The sequence below is a fragment of the Spirosoma knui genome, from assembly GCF_054780635.1.
The window spans coordinates 374,799-391,488 of record NZ_BAAGVY010000003.1 but is presented as its reverse complement, the minus strand read 5'-3'; the positions used below and the strand labels follow the sequence as shown (position 1 = coordinate 391,488).

Below are 16,690 nucleotides of genomic sequence, written 5' to 3'. Positions count from 1 at the left end.
TGAGGGGTATTATTATGCTCAGCTGGTCAAAACATCCGTTGAAACAAAGAGTAACATCACCGTTCTAATCTCCTGATTAATGGTGATTCGGCTATTTTTTTCTGGCAAACAACTTCACGGTATAAATCTACGTTACTCCTTTGTTTTCAGTAGCTTATTGTTTATATTTACCTCCCCAATTACAATCAACAACCATACTAATGACGCTGAGTTATGGTCTAAAACCAACGCTCAGTTTCCTCAACCGCATGAAGCGAGGACGCACTAATCCGAATCAACTCCAGATCGATTTTCTGGCGGCTTTCCGCCGGATGCTTATCAGCCTCGGCAACCCCGAGAACTTACCCGTGAACGAAAGTTTGTTTATGCGTATGACTGACCAGTGGGAAAGCACTCGCGTCATGCCTGCCGACTTACTGTTCCAAAAAAGTCCGGTCGAAGCTGTCGTATTCCGGCTGCAGAAGGCCGATCGCGAAAGTGAGGCCAACCGCCTGCGTTTCCCCAGCGAGATTATTGCCGGAGAGATTCGCGGTGAACAGGGGCTTACTGGCTTCTCGGCTAAGTTTCGGGAGCAGGGCTGGATCATCCTGCCCGCTGAACTGTCGGCAATGTATAAGAACTTGTTTCTTAATATTCTAACGGCTTCTATCGGGCTAGAGTATTTGTACCCTTCGCGCCTGGAACTGCTGGCTGAGGCCGAACGGGTGGCTTTAGCCGCTATGTTGCCGGAAGATGAAGTTCGTAAGTTTTTTGGCCTACGGCTGTCGAAGTTTCCCGATTCGTTCCGCAGTGAAGTGGCGAATTATTTCAATTTGCCGTTCGACTACGTACTGAAGCGGGCAAACCACCTCGGTCTTGTTTCTGAACAGGTCATTGAAGAAGCCCGCACAAATACGCAGCTGCTACGTTCTACAACGTTACGTCGGCCACAGAGTAGCCGGGCTGCGTAGGTCGGGCCGCGTAGAATTACGCTTAAGTAGTATTACTAATATGAGTGAATGGGCTCATAAACAGGTTGAGAAACCGGAAACTTAGCAAAGTTTTACTATAAATTAGCCGGATAGATACGATAACGTATTTAACCGGCTTTTTTATGCGTGTCCTCCTCTGGGTGCTTGTGGGTATATTCCTTATCTGTGGATCAGTGGCGGCTGTGATGCATATCCGGGCAAAAAACCAGCGTCAGGATGAACAGGCGTATCATGCTGCGCTTAGGAAAACGGTTGCTGTAACCAGCAGGTCATTTCCGCCCAATGGCGACATGCCCATAAATTGTAGCTGCAAAGGGCAGGAGGCTTCTCCGGCGCTGATGTGGGAGGGTGACGAACCCAATGCCGAGTCGTACGTAGTGCTGATGACGGATTATGACGTACCGACTCCCGTTTTTCCCGTTTACAATTTGTCGCACTGGGTTATTTACAATTTACCGGCGTCGGTACGTAGTTTACCCGAAGGGCTATCCATTGAGCAGATGCGCATGCTGGGTGGCAAAACCGGTAAGAATTCAACCGGCGACCTGACCTACATCGGTCCCTGCCCACCGGCTGGCCGACACGCCTACGTATTTCGTGTCTATGCGCTCGATAAACTCCTGACTTTCCCCAGCGCTCCTGATAAACAAGCCGTTCTGGATGCCATGAAAGGGCATGTGCTTGCTTACGGTGAACTAACCGGCTACTTCCGCTAAAGCGCTACGTTAACGAAGCTTTACCTCTTCCAGACCGTTACGGCTGTTTACGCAAATCAAGCGTATGAAATACGAACAGTCGTGCGGTATGGTTACTGATAAATACATTGCCCGACGGTTGCTGAACATACTGGTTCATGTAGCCAAGCTGCGCCGTCAGATTCTTGCGGATAGGATAGTCCGACAAAAAAGCGATTCTGATCAAAGTAATTATACGTGATCTGTTTGCCCGCATTAATAAAGAATTCGTTCTGTATAACAAAGTTGGGAATACCAGGCTGAATAGTTTCGCCATTGAACGGTATTTGCAACATGAAGTTGTACCGAAACCGCCAGTTGAAACTGTAGCCATCCGCTAACTGGTCCCCTTGAACACGGTGATTGAACCGTTGCCCAGCCCTAATCCACTGCAACAGATTGAACCGCCCCGCCCACCAGACTTGTTGCCAGGGTCGACGCTCAGGCCGAATGGTTCCACTGGGCGATAACGCAGATCCGGCATAGGCATAGCCCGCCGTGAGCCGCAGATTGTCGACGACGTAGTAGGTTAGTCCGGCCCGGAATAGATTCTGGTTCAGCCGGTCGAGAAAGTCAGTACGTCGGTGGCGAATGTCTGTCCAAATACCCCAATGCGTATTGAATCGGGTTTGATTGAAGTACCCAAGCCAGGCTTGCTCCTGTTCCAGAACTAGTTTGGCCAGTGGCAGCGTCGGTTGCTGAGCCTGAATTGTACTCGAAATCAAAACGTAAACTACAAATAGTACTGCTTTCTTCATACAACTAATTGATGCGTTGAAATTGACTTTTTCCGCGAACGGCTAGCTTCAAAACAAGAAAAATAAATAAGAAACCAAAATAATTAGCTCTCCTGTTTGGAAGTGGTAGCAATATACACCTTTCTTTGCAATCCCTACTAATTCAATAGATTATAAGTACTAATAGTCTATCTACAACCGGGAGTTTAGGGAGAAATGGAAAAATTGAATTGAAAGCCATACTCTCTGTGCATTGAAAAACATTAATACACTGCTAACTACAACTGAGAATGAAGCAATTTTTAAAATCTGTTCTGATACTAGGGGCAATTTTTATACCCTCATTTTTATCGGCTCAGAATGCCCCGGTTATCAACTCCACGGTATCGGGAAAAGTCATTGACGCACGCACCAAAGAATTACTGATCGGAGCCACCGTAACCATAAAAGGGACAACGAATGGCGGCCCAACCGATATTAACGGCCAGTTTAATCTGCTCACGGGGCAGAAGCTTCCGTTCACCGTCGTCGTATCGTTCGTGGGCTATCAGACCAAAGAAACCGTTATTAACGACAATAACGTAGAAATTCAACTCGTCGAAGGCGCTAATCAACTGGACGATGTGGTTATTACGTCCCGGCGCCGTCAGGAATCGGCACAGGAGGTTCCTATCCCGATTTCGATTGTGAGCGGCAACCGGGCCGAGGATGCTGGCGCTTTTAACGTAAACCGGCTGAAAGAACTGGTACCAACGGTTCAGTTATATGCCTCGAACGCCCGGAACACGACGCTGAATATTCGTGGATTGGGGTCTACCTACGGCCTGACAAACGATGGGATTGATCCAGGTGTTGGCTTTTACGTAGATGGTGTATACTACGCTCGTCCGGCCGCTACAGCACTCGATTTTATCGACATTGAGCAGGTCGAAGTATTAAGAGGACCCCAGGGAACGCTGTATGGGAAAAATACAACAGCCGGGGCATTTAATATTACGACGCGTCCCGCCGGTTTTACGCCAAGCGGAACGTTTGAACTGAGCTATGGTAATTATGGCTACATCCAGGCTAAGGGCTCACTCACAGGGCCATTAAGCAAGAAGCTGGCCGCGCGGGTTTCGTTTACAGGTACACAACGAAACGGAACGTTTTTCAATGTACATACCCAACAGTCCATCAATGATATCAACAACATTGGCGTGCGTGGGCAACTGCTGTACACCCCAAGCGACAAGGTAAATATTACGTTGATTGGTGATTTTTCTGATCAAAAACCGAATGGGTACGGCTGGCCAGTAGCTGGTGTTGTACCCACCAAACGAGCGGCTTACCGTCAATTCAATGCGATCATTGCGGATTTAAATTACAAACTACCGTACTCGAGCGCATTCGAGCGGGTTGTTGACCTGGATACGCCCTCGAAAGCGGATAACAGCCTGGGTGGTGTATCGCTGAATGCAGATATAAAGATTGGCAATGGTACGTTAACCTCGACAACGGCATGGCGGCACTGGCGGTGGACGCCACTGAATGACCGTGACTACATCGGTTTACCCGTTTTTACCGTTTCAGCTGGTAACTCAGTTCATGATCAGTGGTCGCAGGAAGTACGGTACTCCGGGCGGGTTTCATCGCGCCTCACGGGCGTTGTTGGTTTATTCGGTCTTTGGCAGGATTTAAAATCTGACCCCGTGCAGACCGAAGAAGCGGGTTCGGCGCAATGGCGGTTTGCCCAAAGCTCAACCAGTGCGCTCTGGAAAACGCCTGGACTGTTCGATAATTTTGGCATCCGTACCACCAACCGAATCCAGAGCACAGGTTTAGCGGCTTTCGGGCAACTTGACTGGGCCGTAACGGATCGAATCCACGTTCTGCCCGGTATCCGGTATAACTACGACAAGAAGGTTGCCAATTACAAGCGCGAAACCTACGGCGGTCTGCAAACGACCGACCCGGCTCTACTGGCCCTAAAAAACGGCGTCTATACGAATCAGGCGTTTGATACCGACGTATCGTCGGATAACTTCTCTGGTCAGCTTACCCTGCAGTATAGAGCCGGCAAGGCGATCAATGCCTTTGGGACGTACGCGATCAGCTACAAACCCGTTGGAATCAACATTGGCGGCCTGCCAACGGCTAATGGGCAGGTATTGCTTAGCCTGGCTGAGGTGAAGCCTGAGTTTGTCAAACACCTCGAATTCGGCGTCAAAACAAAACCAACGCCTAATTCTACGTTGAACGTAGTACTTTATAACACAGATATTAAGGATTACCAGACGCAGGTACAAACGCCTGAGCCGGGCGTAAACCGGGGCTATCTGGCCAATGCCGAAAAAGTGCGTGTGATGGGCGTTGAAGTTGACGGAAACATTCGCGTCGCTAATTTCCTGACTTTAAACGCAGCCATTGCTTACACGGACGGTAAGTATGTATCGTTCAAGAATGCGCCGGTGCCGTTGGAAGAAACCGGTGGCGAGCAAGCCTTCAAAGATGTTTCGGGGGGCGTTTTGCCCGGTATCTCGAAATGGTCAGGTTCTGTGGGTGGCGAAGCAACCGCCCGCGGAAAATTCCTCGGCCTGAAAGGTAATTACTTCTTAGGGGTAGATGCTTTCTACCGGTCCTCGTTCTCGTCGAGTCCATCGCCTTCAAAGTACCTGAATATCGATGGGTATTCACTGATCAATGGACGGGTTGGATTCCGGGCGTCTACCGGGATTACCGTTTTCGTCTGGGGCCGAAACCTGTTCAACACCAATTACTTTGAGCAATTGTTGGCCGCTCCGGGAAGCGCGGGGCATTATGCCGGCATTGTCGGCGACCCACGTACGTATGGCGTTACGTTACGCTACTCGTTCTAAGCCAGGTGTAGTTACGTAGTCCTGAACACGGACCCTGAATCTTATCGAAGGCTAAGCGATAGATTCAGGGCCTGTTTTTAATAGGTGGTTGTTCGATGGCGTATCTTTGCCAGCCTTGTCTTTGGTAAAGGCCGGGCTTTTATCCAACGAATGACGCTTATGAAACAACTACTCCTTTTTCTGTACTTCTCGATTTTGTGTAGTATAGCTGCTCAGGCGCAGATCAAGATTGCGGGGCGGGTTACCGACGCAAAAAGTCAGCCATTGGGTGGCGTAACCATTTCGATCCGGGGAACAGCAGCGAGCGCGACGACCGATGCTGATGGACAGTTCAATCTGGAAACCGCCGAATCGCTCCCGCTAACGGTACAGGCCTTTTTGGGTGGCTACAGCCGACAATCGGTTCTGGTACGTGGCTCTAACTTCAGAGCGGTAGAAGTCAAACTTATTGAAGAGGCTACCGTAACCGATGAAGCCGTTACGTTGCCAAGTCGGGTGTCCGAAGATATTCGAAAAGCGCCCGTAACCGTCGAAAAATTAGGCCTTCAGGAGTTCGCCAATTCACCAGCTATTACGCCGTTCGACGCGCTGCAGTACGTTAAGGGCGTTGATTTGTTGACCCAAAGTTTGCTGTTTAAGTCGGTGAACGCGCGTGGTTTCGGCGCGAACAATAACAACCGGTTCTTACAGCTTAACGATGGCATGGACAACCGGGTACCCGGCTTTGGGTTTGGCTTTGGTACTATTGCTGGCATTCCCGATCTCGACGTTGAGAACATAGAGTTAATTACGGGCCCGGCTTCAGCCTTGTACGGCCCCGATGCGCTTCAGGGCGTACTGTCGACAACCAGCAAGAGTCCGTTTACGTATCAGGGGCTGAGCGCTCAGGTGAAAGTTGGGGCGAATAGTTTTGGTAAGACTGGTTCTGGGGCTAAACCCTACTCGGACTACGCCATTCGCTACGCCAAACAATTGGGTACACGCTTTGCCTTTAAGGTTAATTTCCAACGAATAACCGCTACGGATTTTATCGCCGATGATTACAGCGACCGTTCGACACGCGCTCGTACCGGTTTTTTCAGCACAGATCCCGTCCGGGGCGGTGTCGCAACGGGAATTAGCTACGTACCGAATGATGACTCGAACACAAATTTTGAGTACGATGGCGTCAATCGTTACGGTGACGACATCAATAACGGCGGGGCGTTTCTGTTTCCGGGCGATTATGCAAACTCGTTGTTACGTAATAAGCTGGTTACCCGCACCGGCTATACGGAGCTTGACGTACTCGGCAATAATGGGAAGGTGTTCAACAACCGCGCCGACGTATCGCTGCATTACAAGTTGACCAATTCTATTGAGGCTTCAATTGGGTGGTACTATGGAAACGGTAACTTTATTCGTACGGCCGAATTTCGAGAGTATTTTCCTGATTACCGACGTAATCAGATCAAAGCCGAGTTGCGCGGTGATAACTTCTTTCTGCGGGCGTATACCACGCAGCAGCGCGCTGAAGGCTGGAACATCGGCCAAACGGCCCGCGCCATCAACAACACCTGGAAACCACTGGATCAGTGGGCATCTGAATTCGGCTTAGCTTATTTCGACGGCGGGAAGAATGGGGGTATTGACCTGGCGCGTTCGGTAGCCGACCGAGGACGTTACCTGCCGGGTTCGTTGGAGTTCAACCGGGTTCGGGATGCCTACGCCAATACGTTCAATACCAACTTTATTCCGGGGGCGACTATGAACCGGGGTCTGCGGTTTCGCGACAATTCGGCATTGTGGCACTACGAGGGAATGTATGATTTCTCGAAGCTGCTGAACGGAGCCGCTACGGTTGTTGCCGGGGCCAGTCTACGCCATTATGCGCTGGAGTCGGGCGGAACGCTGTTTGTGCGTCGCCCCGACGGGTCGGAATATACCATCAACGAAGTAGGCGCTTATGTGGAGGCTTCGAAGTCGTTTGCGGTTGGCGCGCTGTCGGTAAAACCTACCGTTTCTGCCCGGTATGATAAGAACCAGTATCTCAAAGGCATACTGACCCCAAGGGTAGCGGCCGTAGTCAGTTCCGGTGTGCACAACCTGCGTGTGTCGTGGCAGTCCGCCTTCCACAATCCATCCCCTTTGCAACTGTTTGGGGCACCGCCAATCGGCCAGGGCGGTGAAGTGGGCGGATTGGGGCAAGCCTATAACGGAGCAGGATTAAATGCCAATCCCGGTTATTTGCAGGTTGGGATAACGACTTCTCAAAGCAACACGACCTTAACGGCACCCCAGGCGTTTATAATTGACCCTACTCGGTTTACCGCCGAAACGCTTAAAACCTGGGAGATTGGGTATAAGGCGCTGGTGGCTGATCGGTTCTTTATCGATGCCTATTACTTTGCCAGCCGCTATTCTAATTTTATTACAACGCAACCGCTTAATCAGCTGCTAATACCAGGCGGTGGCCCCACGGACCTGTTAACGCCGTCCAACTACCGGCCGTTGCTGGTAAACGTCAATAGCTCTAACGAAATTTTTGTCCGGGGAATCGGGTTTGGCGTTGAATATAGTCTTGGAAAAGGGTACACATTGCACGGCAACTACGCGTATCAGAATGGTTTAGTAACACTCCGCGATGCACAGGGCACCATACTTAGCGATCGTTCGGGCAGGCCCATTGTTAAGCGCGAGATGAGTAGTCCGGAAGTGTCGCAGCAGGGACGTAACTACTTTAATTCGCCTAAGAACCGCTACAACATCGGCCTGAGCAATAGCCGCATAACGAACCGAATCGGAGCTACTGTTACGTACCGCTGGACAGACGAGACCTGGATAGAGCAGGGCACAACCCAAGGTGATACGTGGTTGCCTTCGTGGAGTAGCCTTGACGCACAAGTGTCGTACCGGGTACCGTCGTTTAAGTCGGTGGTTAAGCTGGGGGGAACTAACCTGTTGAACCAGTATTACTCACAAGGGTACGGGCTAGCGCAAATTGGTGGCCTGTATTACGTGAGCATCACATTTGGTGAACTGATGCGGTAGCTGATTTGCGACGACCACCACAATCCCTTCAATGGACGTAAGCTGGCTATACCCTTATGGGAGACTGGTCGGTTATGTCTGCATATCCTAAGTTTCATTGATCTCTGGTAGCTTCATGAGTGACTTTAAATCCGCGATCATTTATCAGATCTATCCCCGGAGCTTCAACGATTCGAACGGCGATGGCGTGGGTGATCTGATGGGTATTATCCAAAAGCTCGATTACCTGCATGATCTGGGTGTCGACATACTTTGGCTTAGCCCCGTTTTTAAGTCGCCCAATGCCGATAACGGCTACGACATCAGCGATTACGAAGCCATCATGACCGAATTCGGCGATATGGACGATTTCGATGAGCTACTGGCGGGCGTCCATAAGCGAGATATGAAGTTGATGCTGGATCTGGTCGTCAATCACAGTTCTGACGAGCATCCGTGGTTTGTGGAAAGCCGCAAAAGCAAAGACAATCCTTATCGGGATTATTACATCTGGCGCCCTCCTGTTCCGATAGACCACGAATCGATTCAGGATCTACCGGAACAGGGCAATCTACCCAACGACTGGCTATCGATTTTCTCCGGCCCAGCCTGGACATTTGACGAAGCAACGGGTGAATACTACCTGCACTTATTCCTCAATAAACAGCCAGATTTAAACTGGGAGAACCCGAAGTTGAGAGAAGAGGTCTATCAGCTGATGCGCTTCTGGCTCGACAAAGGCGTAGACGGCTTCCGAATGGACGTAATTCCGTTTCTGTCCAAAGATCACACATTTCCAGATTACCCGCCCGGTCGGTTTGGTGATACGTCAGTTTATGCCAACGGACCATGTATTCACGAGTTCTTGCGGGAAATGAACCGCGAAGTGCTTAGCCAGTACGACTGCATCAGCATTGGCGAAGGCGTGGGTATTTCGTCGGAGCAGGCAAAGCTGTATGTGGGTGAAGATCGGCATGAACTAGACATGATCTATCACTTCGGCCACGCCATCCCACGGGATGAATACCATTTTTCCAAACCAGCGCCAGAGTTTACCCTGTTGGAATTGAAGCGCATTTTCGATACGTGGGACCGCGCGATGGAGAACGAAGGCGATACGGGAGCGGGTTGGCAAAATATCTATTTGGGCAATCATGACAATCCGCGATGCGTATCCCGCTTCGGCGACGTAACGAATTACCAGTACGAATCGGCGACTCTACTAGCCACGGTTTTGTTGACGCAGCGTGGTACGCCAACCATTTATCAGGGTGACGAAATCGGCATGACCAATTGCCACTTCAACAGCATAACCGAGTTCAACGACGTACAGGTGCTTAACGCCTACAAAGCGCTGGTGGCAACCGGAAAAGTGCCCGAGTCGGCCTTTCTCGAATCGGTCAACTACATTGCCCGCGATCATGCCCGTACGCCCATGCAGTGGTATAATGGGCCGAATGCGGGTTTCACATCGGGCCGCCCCTGGCTCAAGGTAAATCCAAATTATACGCAAACCAACGTAGCGGATCAGCAGGTGCGGGATGATTCGATTCTTAGCTTTTACAAACGACTCATTCGTTGGCGCAGGAAAACGCCCGTCATCTGGGAGGGTACGTATAAAGACTTGTCGCCCGATCATCCCACAGTGTGGGTATATGAACGCACACTGGGCGAAGAGCGCATTCTGGTTCTGGCTAACTTCTCCAACAGCGAAGCATACGTACCGGAGCTGGAAGCCGGAGAAGTAGTTTTATCCAACTACGCTAGTTCTTTATTCACACTACGTCCCTACGAAGCAAGAGTTCTGATTGGCTATTCGTAATGACTCGACTGCGGTACGCCGTCCGGGGATATGCGTCAGCTTTTCATCTATAGTTCAATAGCTCGTGTTGATCAATAAATGATAACCATATTGAAATACACAAACCAAGTTCTGGCTTTCGCACTCGAGCTATGCATGCTTTATATGTTGAGTGCCTGGGGATACGAAACAGGAAAGAACAATGGCTGGAAGTACGTACTAGCCATCGGTGTACCTGCTATAGCGATAGCCTTATGGGGATACTATGCTGCCCCACGATCAGACCATCGTCTCGTGTATCCCTATCTATCAATGTTCAAGATAGTACTGTTCGGCAGTACAGCGTTCGTATGGTATAAGGTAGGCCATCACCCCTCAGCCATTATATTCTTTGCACTAGTCCTACTGAGCGAAGCCATCGCCGTAGCCTTGAAACAGTAGCTTGTTCGATTGGTATCAGGCATGATGTCAGTGTAGGTGTTACCAATCTTCTACTATGATGAGAACGAGGTGTCTGTGCTCGTTACTTATTTCAGACTAAATTTAAGCTATCAGCGAGCATAAGGGTGTTGTATTATTTTGCGTAAATTGCTTTAACTGACCAAGCCAACGTACCGTTATGATCGCGACGCCAACCACACCATCTTTACCTACTCATCTGCAAACCGTTGACGAGTTTGAGCAGTGGGAGCTTGAACATCCGCATGAGGGGAGCTATGAATTTGTGCGGGGCCGCATCATTCCTAAACCCGCCATGAAACAAGACGAGTTCTACATTGCTGATTTTTTGATCCGCCAATTCATGCAAACAGCTCAGTTTGCGCAAAAACACACGTTGATGCCTGAAGGCGATTCGTACGTTGATGGAGTTAGAAAGCGAATCCCTGATCTAACATACATCACTGCTGAACAGCATCAGGCCATCCGTCGGGGTGAGCGCGTGAATACGTTGTTTGCTATTGAGCTTTTGTCGGAATCCGAATCGTACGAAAGCGTATTAGATAAGCTGCAGGATTACTTCGATGGGGGAGCGCAATTGGTTTGGTACATCGCTCCGACGCGGCAAAAAATCTTTGCCTACACCTCACCCGACGAATCGAAAACCTACAAAGAGCAAGACGTAACTTCGGCGGCTCCCGTCGTGCCGGAGCTTCAGTTTGCGGTGGCAGATCTGTTTGCTCAATAGCTTTTGAACTTGCCTCCGCTTACGTTGCCCGAACTTCCTCAAATAGGGCTTAGTACTATCCGCCTGCCTGATGATCTGAATAATGCGATTTTCTAGCCTTCCCCCAACCGGTTATCATCCTACTGGCGAACCAGCACCCTAACTGAAACGCAAACTATCCTGACCGAATGGCTTCTCAATCCGTTTTCCCTGTCCATTGCTGTTCTCTCAGCTATTATCCTTCCTATAACCTCTTGCTGCACCCGCAACACCCAGCGTTCGCTCAGGTGGAAGTGGTTGCCCAACGGCAGATACCATTGGATGGGCGATTGGTGAGACAATGAATGAGCTAATTTTGTAGATTTGATAAACGAACGGATGATAACAATGCGAACCGACCTTATAACTATAGATCCCGAAACGTCGGGCGGTGTACCCCTCTTTGCCGGTAGCCGGGTGCCGCTTGCCAACCTGTTCGATTACCTAAATAGTGGCACTAAAACGCTCCAGGATTTTTGCGAGGACTACCCAACGGTTGACCCCCAACAACTTCGTGAGTTTTTACTGTTGGCTAAGAGGGCTTTCTCTAACCCTGATACAATTCGGCAGCTGGAGGCATGAAGCTACTGCTGGATGAGAATTTGCCGCTTGCCCTTCGGCATGAGTTCCTGACACCGATTGACGTTGTTACAGTGCAATACATGCGCTGGAAAGGTCGCAAGAATGGTGAATTGCTTGGGCTCATGGCGATGAGCGGCTTTGATGGCATTATTACTGCTGACCAACGCATGTATACGGACGAGGTGGTTAAACGCTTCAACTTACATTTTTGCCTGTTGCGGCCTAAAGACACACAGTTAGAAACGCTATTGCCGTTAGTTCGTCAGCTAAACGCTTTCCTGATAGAACAATACTCCCGACTGATACAGGCTCGTACTTCGCGGATCGTCAGCACTGACGGTATGGCTGATGAGGAGTTCACGGCTGGGGTGCATGTGGCATGGCTCGGTGCTTAAAGACATTTACCAACGTAAAAAGATTACGTTCTTTATAGTTTAGGTTTGTAGGCGCTCTACGAATTGCCAGATCGACCTACGCCCTTTCATTAATTTATGACTACTCAGAACAACGATACATTACCACTTCTACATACCCTTGACCGTGAACAACTTATTCGCATGGTTGAGGAGTTGCAGGAAGAAAAGCGGATGAATGAAGCCTTCTCGCATATTTCTGAAACCGGTTCTAACGATGCCGCGCTGATGTGGCAAGGACGCAATCGCTTTCTGGCCGAGAACGTAAAGCCGGTTGTCATCAAGCCCGTACCTGAAAAAAGCTACAAGGCCGAGGCAGGCAATCATCGCATTATCGACGGCGATAACTTGGCCGTGATGCGTTCGCTACTCACCGAGTTTCGCGGTGGGCCGAAAACCGGCTTTGATGTTGTCTATATTGATCCTCCGTACAATACAGGTAAAGACACCTTCATCTATAACGACAATTATCGCTTCTCGCCAACTGAATATAAGCGTTTAAAAAACGCTACTAATTGCATAGAGAGAAGTGTCTCAGTAGACGATCCCTCGCGGCATACAAAGTGGATTAACCACATTGCTCCGCGCCTGTGGGCGGCCCGTAAGCTACTCAAACACACGGGCGTGATCATCATCTCGATTGATGAACACGAACTACCACGCCTGTGGTTACTAATGGAAGAAATGTTTGGCGAGAAAAACCGGCTGGCTACGCTCATCTGGGAACGCTCCCGAAAAAATGATGCCAACTACATCTCCGAAGGCCACGAGTACATGCTTATGTGGGCGCGGGACAAGTCGGCCCTTGATGATAAGATGAAGCAAATGGCGGGGACTGAGAAGTAGAAAGACTATAAAGGAAAGTGGCGTAAGTTGAAAGAAGGCGCGGACGAGATACTGACTGCTTATGCTGAAGCTAAGTTAGAATATGGTGACGACTTGGAGAGCATCCAGAAAGTAATGAACAATTTCTTCACGGAACTTCCTCTTGATCATCCTGCCCAAAAAAACCGTTTTCGCAAAGTTGACAAAAACGGCATGTTCAATGATGATGGAGATTTGAGTAAGCCAGAACGTAATGGTGCGCGTTATGATGTTATTCATCCGGTCACTGGGTTACCTTGTAAAATGCCAGTAGGTGGGTGGCGGTATGCAGACCCAACTGATATGCAACGGCTAATTGATGAAGGCAAAATAGCTTTCAAAGCTGATCATACAGGCATACCTCGTCTAAAGAGATACTTGCACGAATCTGAATCAGAAGTAAGAACCAGTGTCATTCAACGAGTGGGACAGCGTGCCGTTGAAGCACTTCAGCATTTAGGATTATCGGATACGTTTGACAATCCTAAAGACCACGAAATGTTGGCGGAGTTGTTCAACCTTGTTACATGGCGTGATCCCAACGCCAAAATTTTTGACCCATACGCGGGCAGCGGTACCACCGGCCACGCGGTGCTGGCGATGAATGCTGAAGACGGTGGCAACCGGCAGGTTGTACTGGTCGAAAACGGCGACCCCACCAACAAGAAAATCCCCCGCGACGAGTACACCGAACGGCTCACCACCGAGCGTATCAAGCGCGTATTGTCGGGGCAGTGGGCCGATGGCAAAGATCACCCCGCCCTGCCCGGCGGCTTCACATTCTACGAAGCCAAACGCCCCGTCGATAAGAAGTGTAATTATGGGCTTTGAGCGGGAGAACATGGCCGATATTATTCTGCAAATCATCGAAGAAGACTCCAACCGCCACGATTGCCGGTTTGGTGGCTACAAATACCTCATCGGCAAAACCCGGCTTGGCTTTGGTATTGCGCTGGTTTGGGAAAAAGGCAACGCCGACGGGCATCAGCCCTTGACGCGCCAAATCCGCTCCGAGATTATGAAAGAAGCTGAGGACGCAGGGGTAACTAAGCCAGTATATATCTACGCAGTTGCCAACGTATCGCCCATTAATGATGAACTATACCGATTCCAGCAAATCCCAGATTCTATTCTGGCCCGGTTGAACATGTTGGAAGAAGAAGAACAAGACTAACTCGTGCAACAACTTACTCAGGATACACTCAAACCCTTTCAGCTAACGGCTGCTGGCAGGCTTACGCAGATGCTGGCAACGTACCCCAACCCGCCTTATGAACCTTGGTATAATCAGAAAACGGGGAGGCCAAATCCTTTTTTATGTCGTCTGAAGGCTATCACGGGTAGCGGCAAAACGCCCATGCTTGCCCTAAGTGTGGGCAGCTTAGGTGATGCTATCGTACTCTGGACAACCAACCGGGGCGCGGTTATTTCGCAAACCGCAACGAACCTCAGCGCGGGGGGTAATTACAGCAAATTATTGCCCGAAGACGCGCAGGTACTGGAAATGTCGGATATGCAGTCGTCTGACTGGGTGGACGTTTGTACAGCACAAACTGGGTTAACGATCATTCTGGCAACGGTTGAACAAGGCAACCGTGAGGGCGATGCATTAAAAGTACATCAACCCCTTACCGATGGCACCACTCGCTGGCAAATGCTGGCCGGAGAAGGTACCGAAGGTCGTCAACGTCCGTTATACGTAGTGTATGATGAAGCGCATGGCGGTACATCAGCGCAGTTTTCGCGCCTAACCGAGTTACACCCTCGTGCGTTCATTTTAGCCTCCGCGTCTGAACTGCCCGAAGGGCTGGCAGATCTGTTACCCGGGCAAGGCAGTGAGGAAAAAACAAAATCGTTTCAACTCCAAACAGTAGTCGTACCGACTAAAGAAGTAGTTGAGAATGGTTTGCTCAAAACCCGGCTGTATTTGGTCGATTGTAACACAACACGGCTCGATGCGTTGCGTGAAGCTAATGACAAGTGGTTTACGCTGATTGAAAAGCTAAAGCCTACTAAACAGTGGCCAGTGATGTGTTGCATAGTTAATTCGACTTTGGCCGGTCTGGAAGTTTGGGATATGCTTACACAAACGCTGGGCGTTGATCCCAGCCGGGTAGCTGTACATTTAGCCAATGTGAGTGCTAATCTGGCAGCCGCGAATCCTGATGCTCCCTGGACTCAGCTAGTTGACACCCATAAAGCCAAAAAGTCGCCGGAAGCCTTGCGGGACGAGGGATACACACATTTGATCTGGAACCTTTCATTGCGTGAAGGTTGGGATGAACCCTGGGCCTACGTAGCGTATCTGGACGGTATGGGCAAGTCCATGACCGACATTTCACAGAAGATTGGACGTTTTCTACGACAACCTAACGCTACGCCTTTCGATGACGGTGATTTAAACTCGGCTTACTTCTATTTTAATGTACCTGACGAAGAGTTTGCCGCTGTTGTACGGAACACACAACGGGAATTAGCTGACGAAGGATACGAAATCATTGCTGTTGGGAGCGGTGCGGTCCGGCCTAAAACTTCGAGGGAATCGCCCATTCTGAAACCCAAAACGATTGATAAGGTAGCCGAGCCGTTTGGCGAAGACCTTAACAAACTTGACCAAATACTGCTTAACAACGTACCACTTTTTGCTGATGCTGACCTCAAAGCACCGGGCCAAGTAACAACTCGTGTGCTGGATATGCGCCGGAATCAGGAAGACGGTTCGTTATACAAACAGGAACAGCGCGACAACAACGCCGAAATAACCGTCTGGAACTACTTAGCTGACCGTCTGGGAAAAACCGACAAGCGTATCGTTGATAAAAACGGCCACCGCTTTTCGACTAAGATCAAAGACGACCCACGTATGAAGCAGAAAATGCAGATGGGGTCGGGGGCCATGAATACGCTCAACAAAAACCTGACGGACATTATCGATCGACTGAACGATGAGTTTGTGTTAGAGTATGAGTACGACTCAACGTATCAGGTTAAACCCTTCAATCTGGTCTCGCCTGACTTGCAGATTGACGACGAGGGCAAGCGTGAACGCTATCGGGTCAGAACCTACACAAACGCACTTCATGCTGAATATAACGGGTTAAACCCATTTGAAGTTAGATTGGCTGAATCACTGGATACGCTGGGCCTAGATTGGTGCCGTAATCCGTCAAAAACAGGCTATGGCATTCCAATTCCAGAAATAGGGCACGGGACTACGAACTTTTACCCTGACTTTCTTTTATGGACGGCTAAGTGCCTCTGGGCAATCGACCCGAAAGGTTCTCACTTATTGAACGATGCTATTCGCACAAAGCTTTTGGGCGTCTCAGACGTTGACGACATGCCGCTTAAAATTAGGGTGGCATTTGCGGTAGAAGGGAAATGGGAGTTGGGTCCCAATGGAACGCCCCGCCAAAGCAGTAAAGACGGATTTTCGTTAGTACTGAAGCAAAATACGGGCCCGAGAGTTAAGCAGTTTGATTCAGTATATGACCTTGTCAACGAGTTTAAATAAGTA

The 16,690-nt window shown here is 49.7% G+C and carries 15 protein-coding genes; 13 read left to right on the top strand and 2 right to left on the bottom strand.

Going from position 1 to position 16,690, the window contains the following annotated elements:
• The first annotated feature begins 248 nt into the window (after window positions 1-248).
• Window positions 249-950, top strand: coding sequence for a hypothetical protein (locus ACYVIY_RS10285; protein WP_460976322.1), 702 nt, complete (start codon window positions 249-251; stop codon window positions 948-950).
• A gap of 143 nt (window positions 951-1,093) precedes the next feature.
• Entirely contained in the window at window positions 1,094-1,687 is a 594-nt protein-coding gene (locus tag ACYVIY_RS10280) for a YbhB/YbcL family Raf kinase inhibitor-like protein (protein WP_460976240.1), read from the top strand.
• Between the two features lie 92 nt (window positions 1,688-1,779).
• Here ACYVIY_RS10280 and ACYVIY_RS10275 read toward each other — a convergent pair whose 3' ends face one another.
• Window positions 1,780-2,463, bottom strand: coding sequence for a DUF2490 domain-containing protein (locus tag ACYVIY_RS10275; protein ID WP_460976239.1), 684 nt, complete (start codon window positions 2,461-2,463; stop codon window positions 1,780-1,782).
• A 269-nt stretch (window positions 2,464-2,732) separates the two neighbouring features.
• Between ACYVIY_RS10275 and ACYVIY_RS10270 the strand changes: the two genes are divergently transcribed.
• From ACYVIY_RS10270 to ACYVIY_RS10235, 8 genes are all read left to right on the top strand, one after another.
• Window positions 2,733-5,300, top strand: coding sequence for a TonB-dependent receptor (locus tag ACYVIY_RS10270; RefSeq protein ID WP_460976238.1), 2,568 nt, complete (start codon window positions 2,733-2,735; stop codon window positions 5,298-5,300).
• A 159-nt stretch (window positions 5,301-5,459) separates the two neighbouring features.
• Entirely contained in the window at window positions 5,460-8,330 is a 2,871-nt protein-coding gene (locus ACYVIY_RS10265) for a TonB-dependent receptor domain-containing protein (protein WP_460976237.1), read from the top strand.
• A gap of 115 nt (window positions 8,331-8,445) precedes the next feature.
• Window positions 8,446-10,131: a glycoside hydrolase family 13 protein gene (locus tag ACYVIY_RS10260; protein WP_460976236.1), complete on the top strand. Its 1,686-nt coding sequence runs from the start codon at window positions 8,446-8,448 to the stop codon at window positions 10,129-10,131.
• Between the two features lie 78 nt (window positions 10,132-10,209).
• Window positions 10,210-10,551, top strand: coding sequence for a YrdB family protein (locus ACYVIY_RS10255; RefSeq protein WP_460976235.1), 342 nt, complete (start codon window positions 10,210-10,212; stop codon window positions 10,549-10,551).
• A 178-nt stretch (window positions 10,552-10,729) separates the two neighbouring features.
• Window positions 10,730-11,296: a Uma2 family endonuclease gene (locus ACYVIY_RS10250; protein ID WP_460976234.1), complete on the top strand. Its 567-nt coding sequence runs from the start codon at window positions 10,730-10,732 to the stop codon at window positions 11,294-11,296.
• Between the two features lie 366 nt (window positions 11,297-11,662).
• Window positions 11,663-11,896 (top strand): DUF433 domain-containing protein, encoded by a 234-nt coding sequence (locus ACYVIY_RS10245; protein WP_460976233.1) that lies wholly within the window; start codon window positions 11,663-11,665, stop codon window positions 11,894-11,896.
• A complete protein-coding gene (locus ACYVIY_RS10240; RefSeq protein WP_460976232.1) occupies window positions 11,893-12,291 on the top strand; it encodes a hypothetical protein in 399 nt (132 codons plus the stop codon). The genes ACYVIY_RS10245 and ACYVIY_RS10240 overlap by 4 nt, the downstream gene beginning before the upstream one ends.
• A gap of 96 nt (window positions 12,292-12,387) precedes the next feature.
• Window positions 12,388-13,155 carry a DNA methyltransferase gene (locus ACYVIY_RS10235; protein ID WP_460976231.1) on the top strand — a complete coding sequence of 256 codons (768 nt, stop codon included), beginning with the start codon at window positions 12,388-12,390 and terminating at the stop codon, window positions 13,153-13,155.
• A gap of 75 nt (window positions 13,156-13,230) precedes the next feature.
• Here the strand turns inward: ACYVIY_RS10235 and ACYVIY_RS10230 are convergent, their stop codons facing one another.
• Window positions 13,231-13,413 carry a hypothetical protein gene (locus ACYVIY_RS10230; protein WP_460976230.1) on the bottom strand — a complete coding sequence of 61 codons (183 nt, stop codon included), beginning with the start codon at window positions 13,411-13,413 and terminating at the stop codon, window positions 13,231-13,233.
• A gap of 138 nt (window positions 13,414-13,551) precedes the next feature.
• On the opposite strand from ACYVIY_RS10230, the gene ACYVIY_RS10225 reads away from it, so the two are divergent.
• From ACYVIY_RS10225 to ACYVIY_RS10215, 3 genes are read left to right on the top strand one after another with little or no spacing between them, the layout of a single operon-like run.
• Complete coding sequence (locus ACYVIY_RS10225) at window positions 13,552-14,004, top strand: hypothetical protein (RefSeq protein ID WP_460976229.1); 453 nt, start codon at window positions 13,552-13,554, stop codon at window positions 14,002-14,004.
• Window positions 13,994-14,347: a hypothetical protein gene (locus tag ACYVIY_RS10220; protein WP_460976228.1), complete on the top strand. Its 354-nt coding sequence runs from the start codon at window positions 13,994-13,996 to the stop codon at window positions 14,345-14,347. The genes ACYVIY_RS10225 and ACYVIY_RS10220 overlap by 11 nt, the downstream gene beginning before the upstream one ends.
• A gap of 3 nt (window positions 14,348-14,350) precedes the next feature.
• Window positions 14,351-16,687, top strand: coding sequence for a DEAD/DEAH box helicase (locus tag ACYVIY_RS10215; RefSeq protein WP_460976227.1), 2,337 nt, complete (start codon window positions 14,351-14,353; stop codon window positions 16,685-16,687).
• Window positions 16,688-16,690 lie beyond the last annotated feature (3 nt).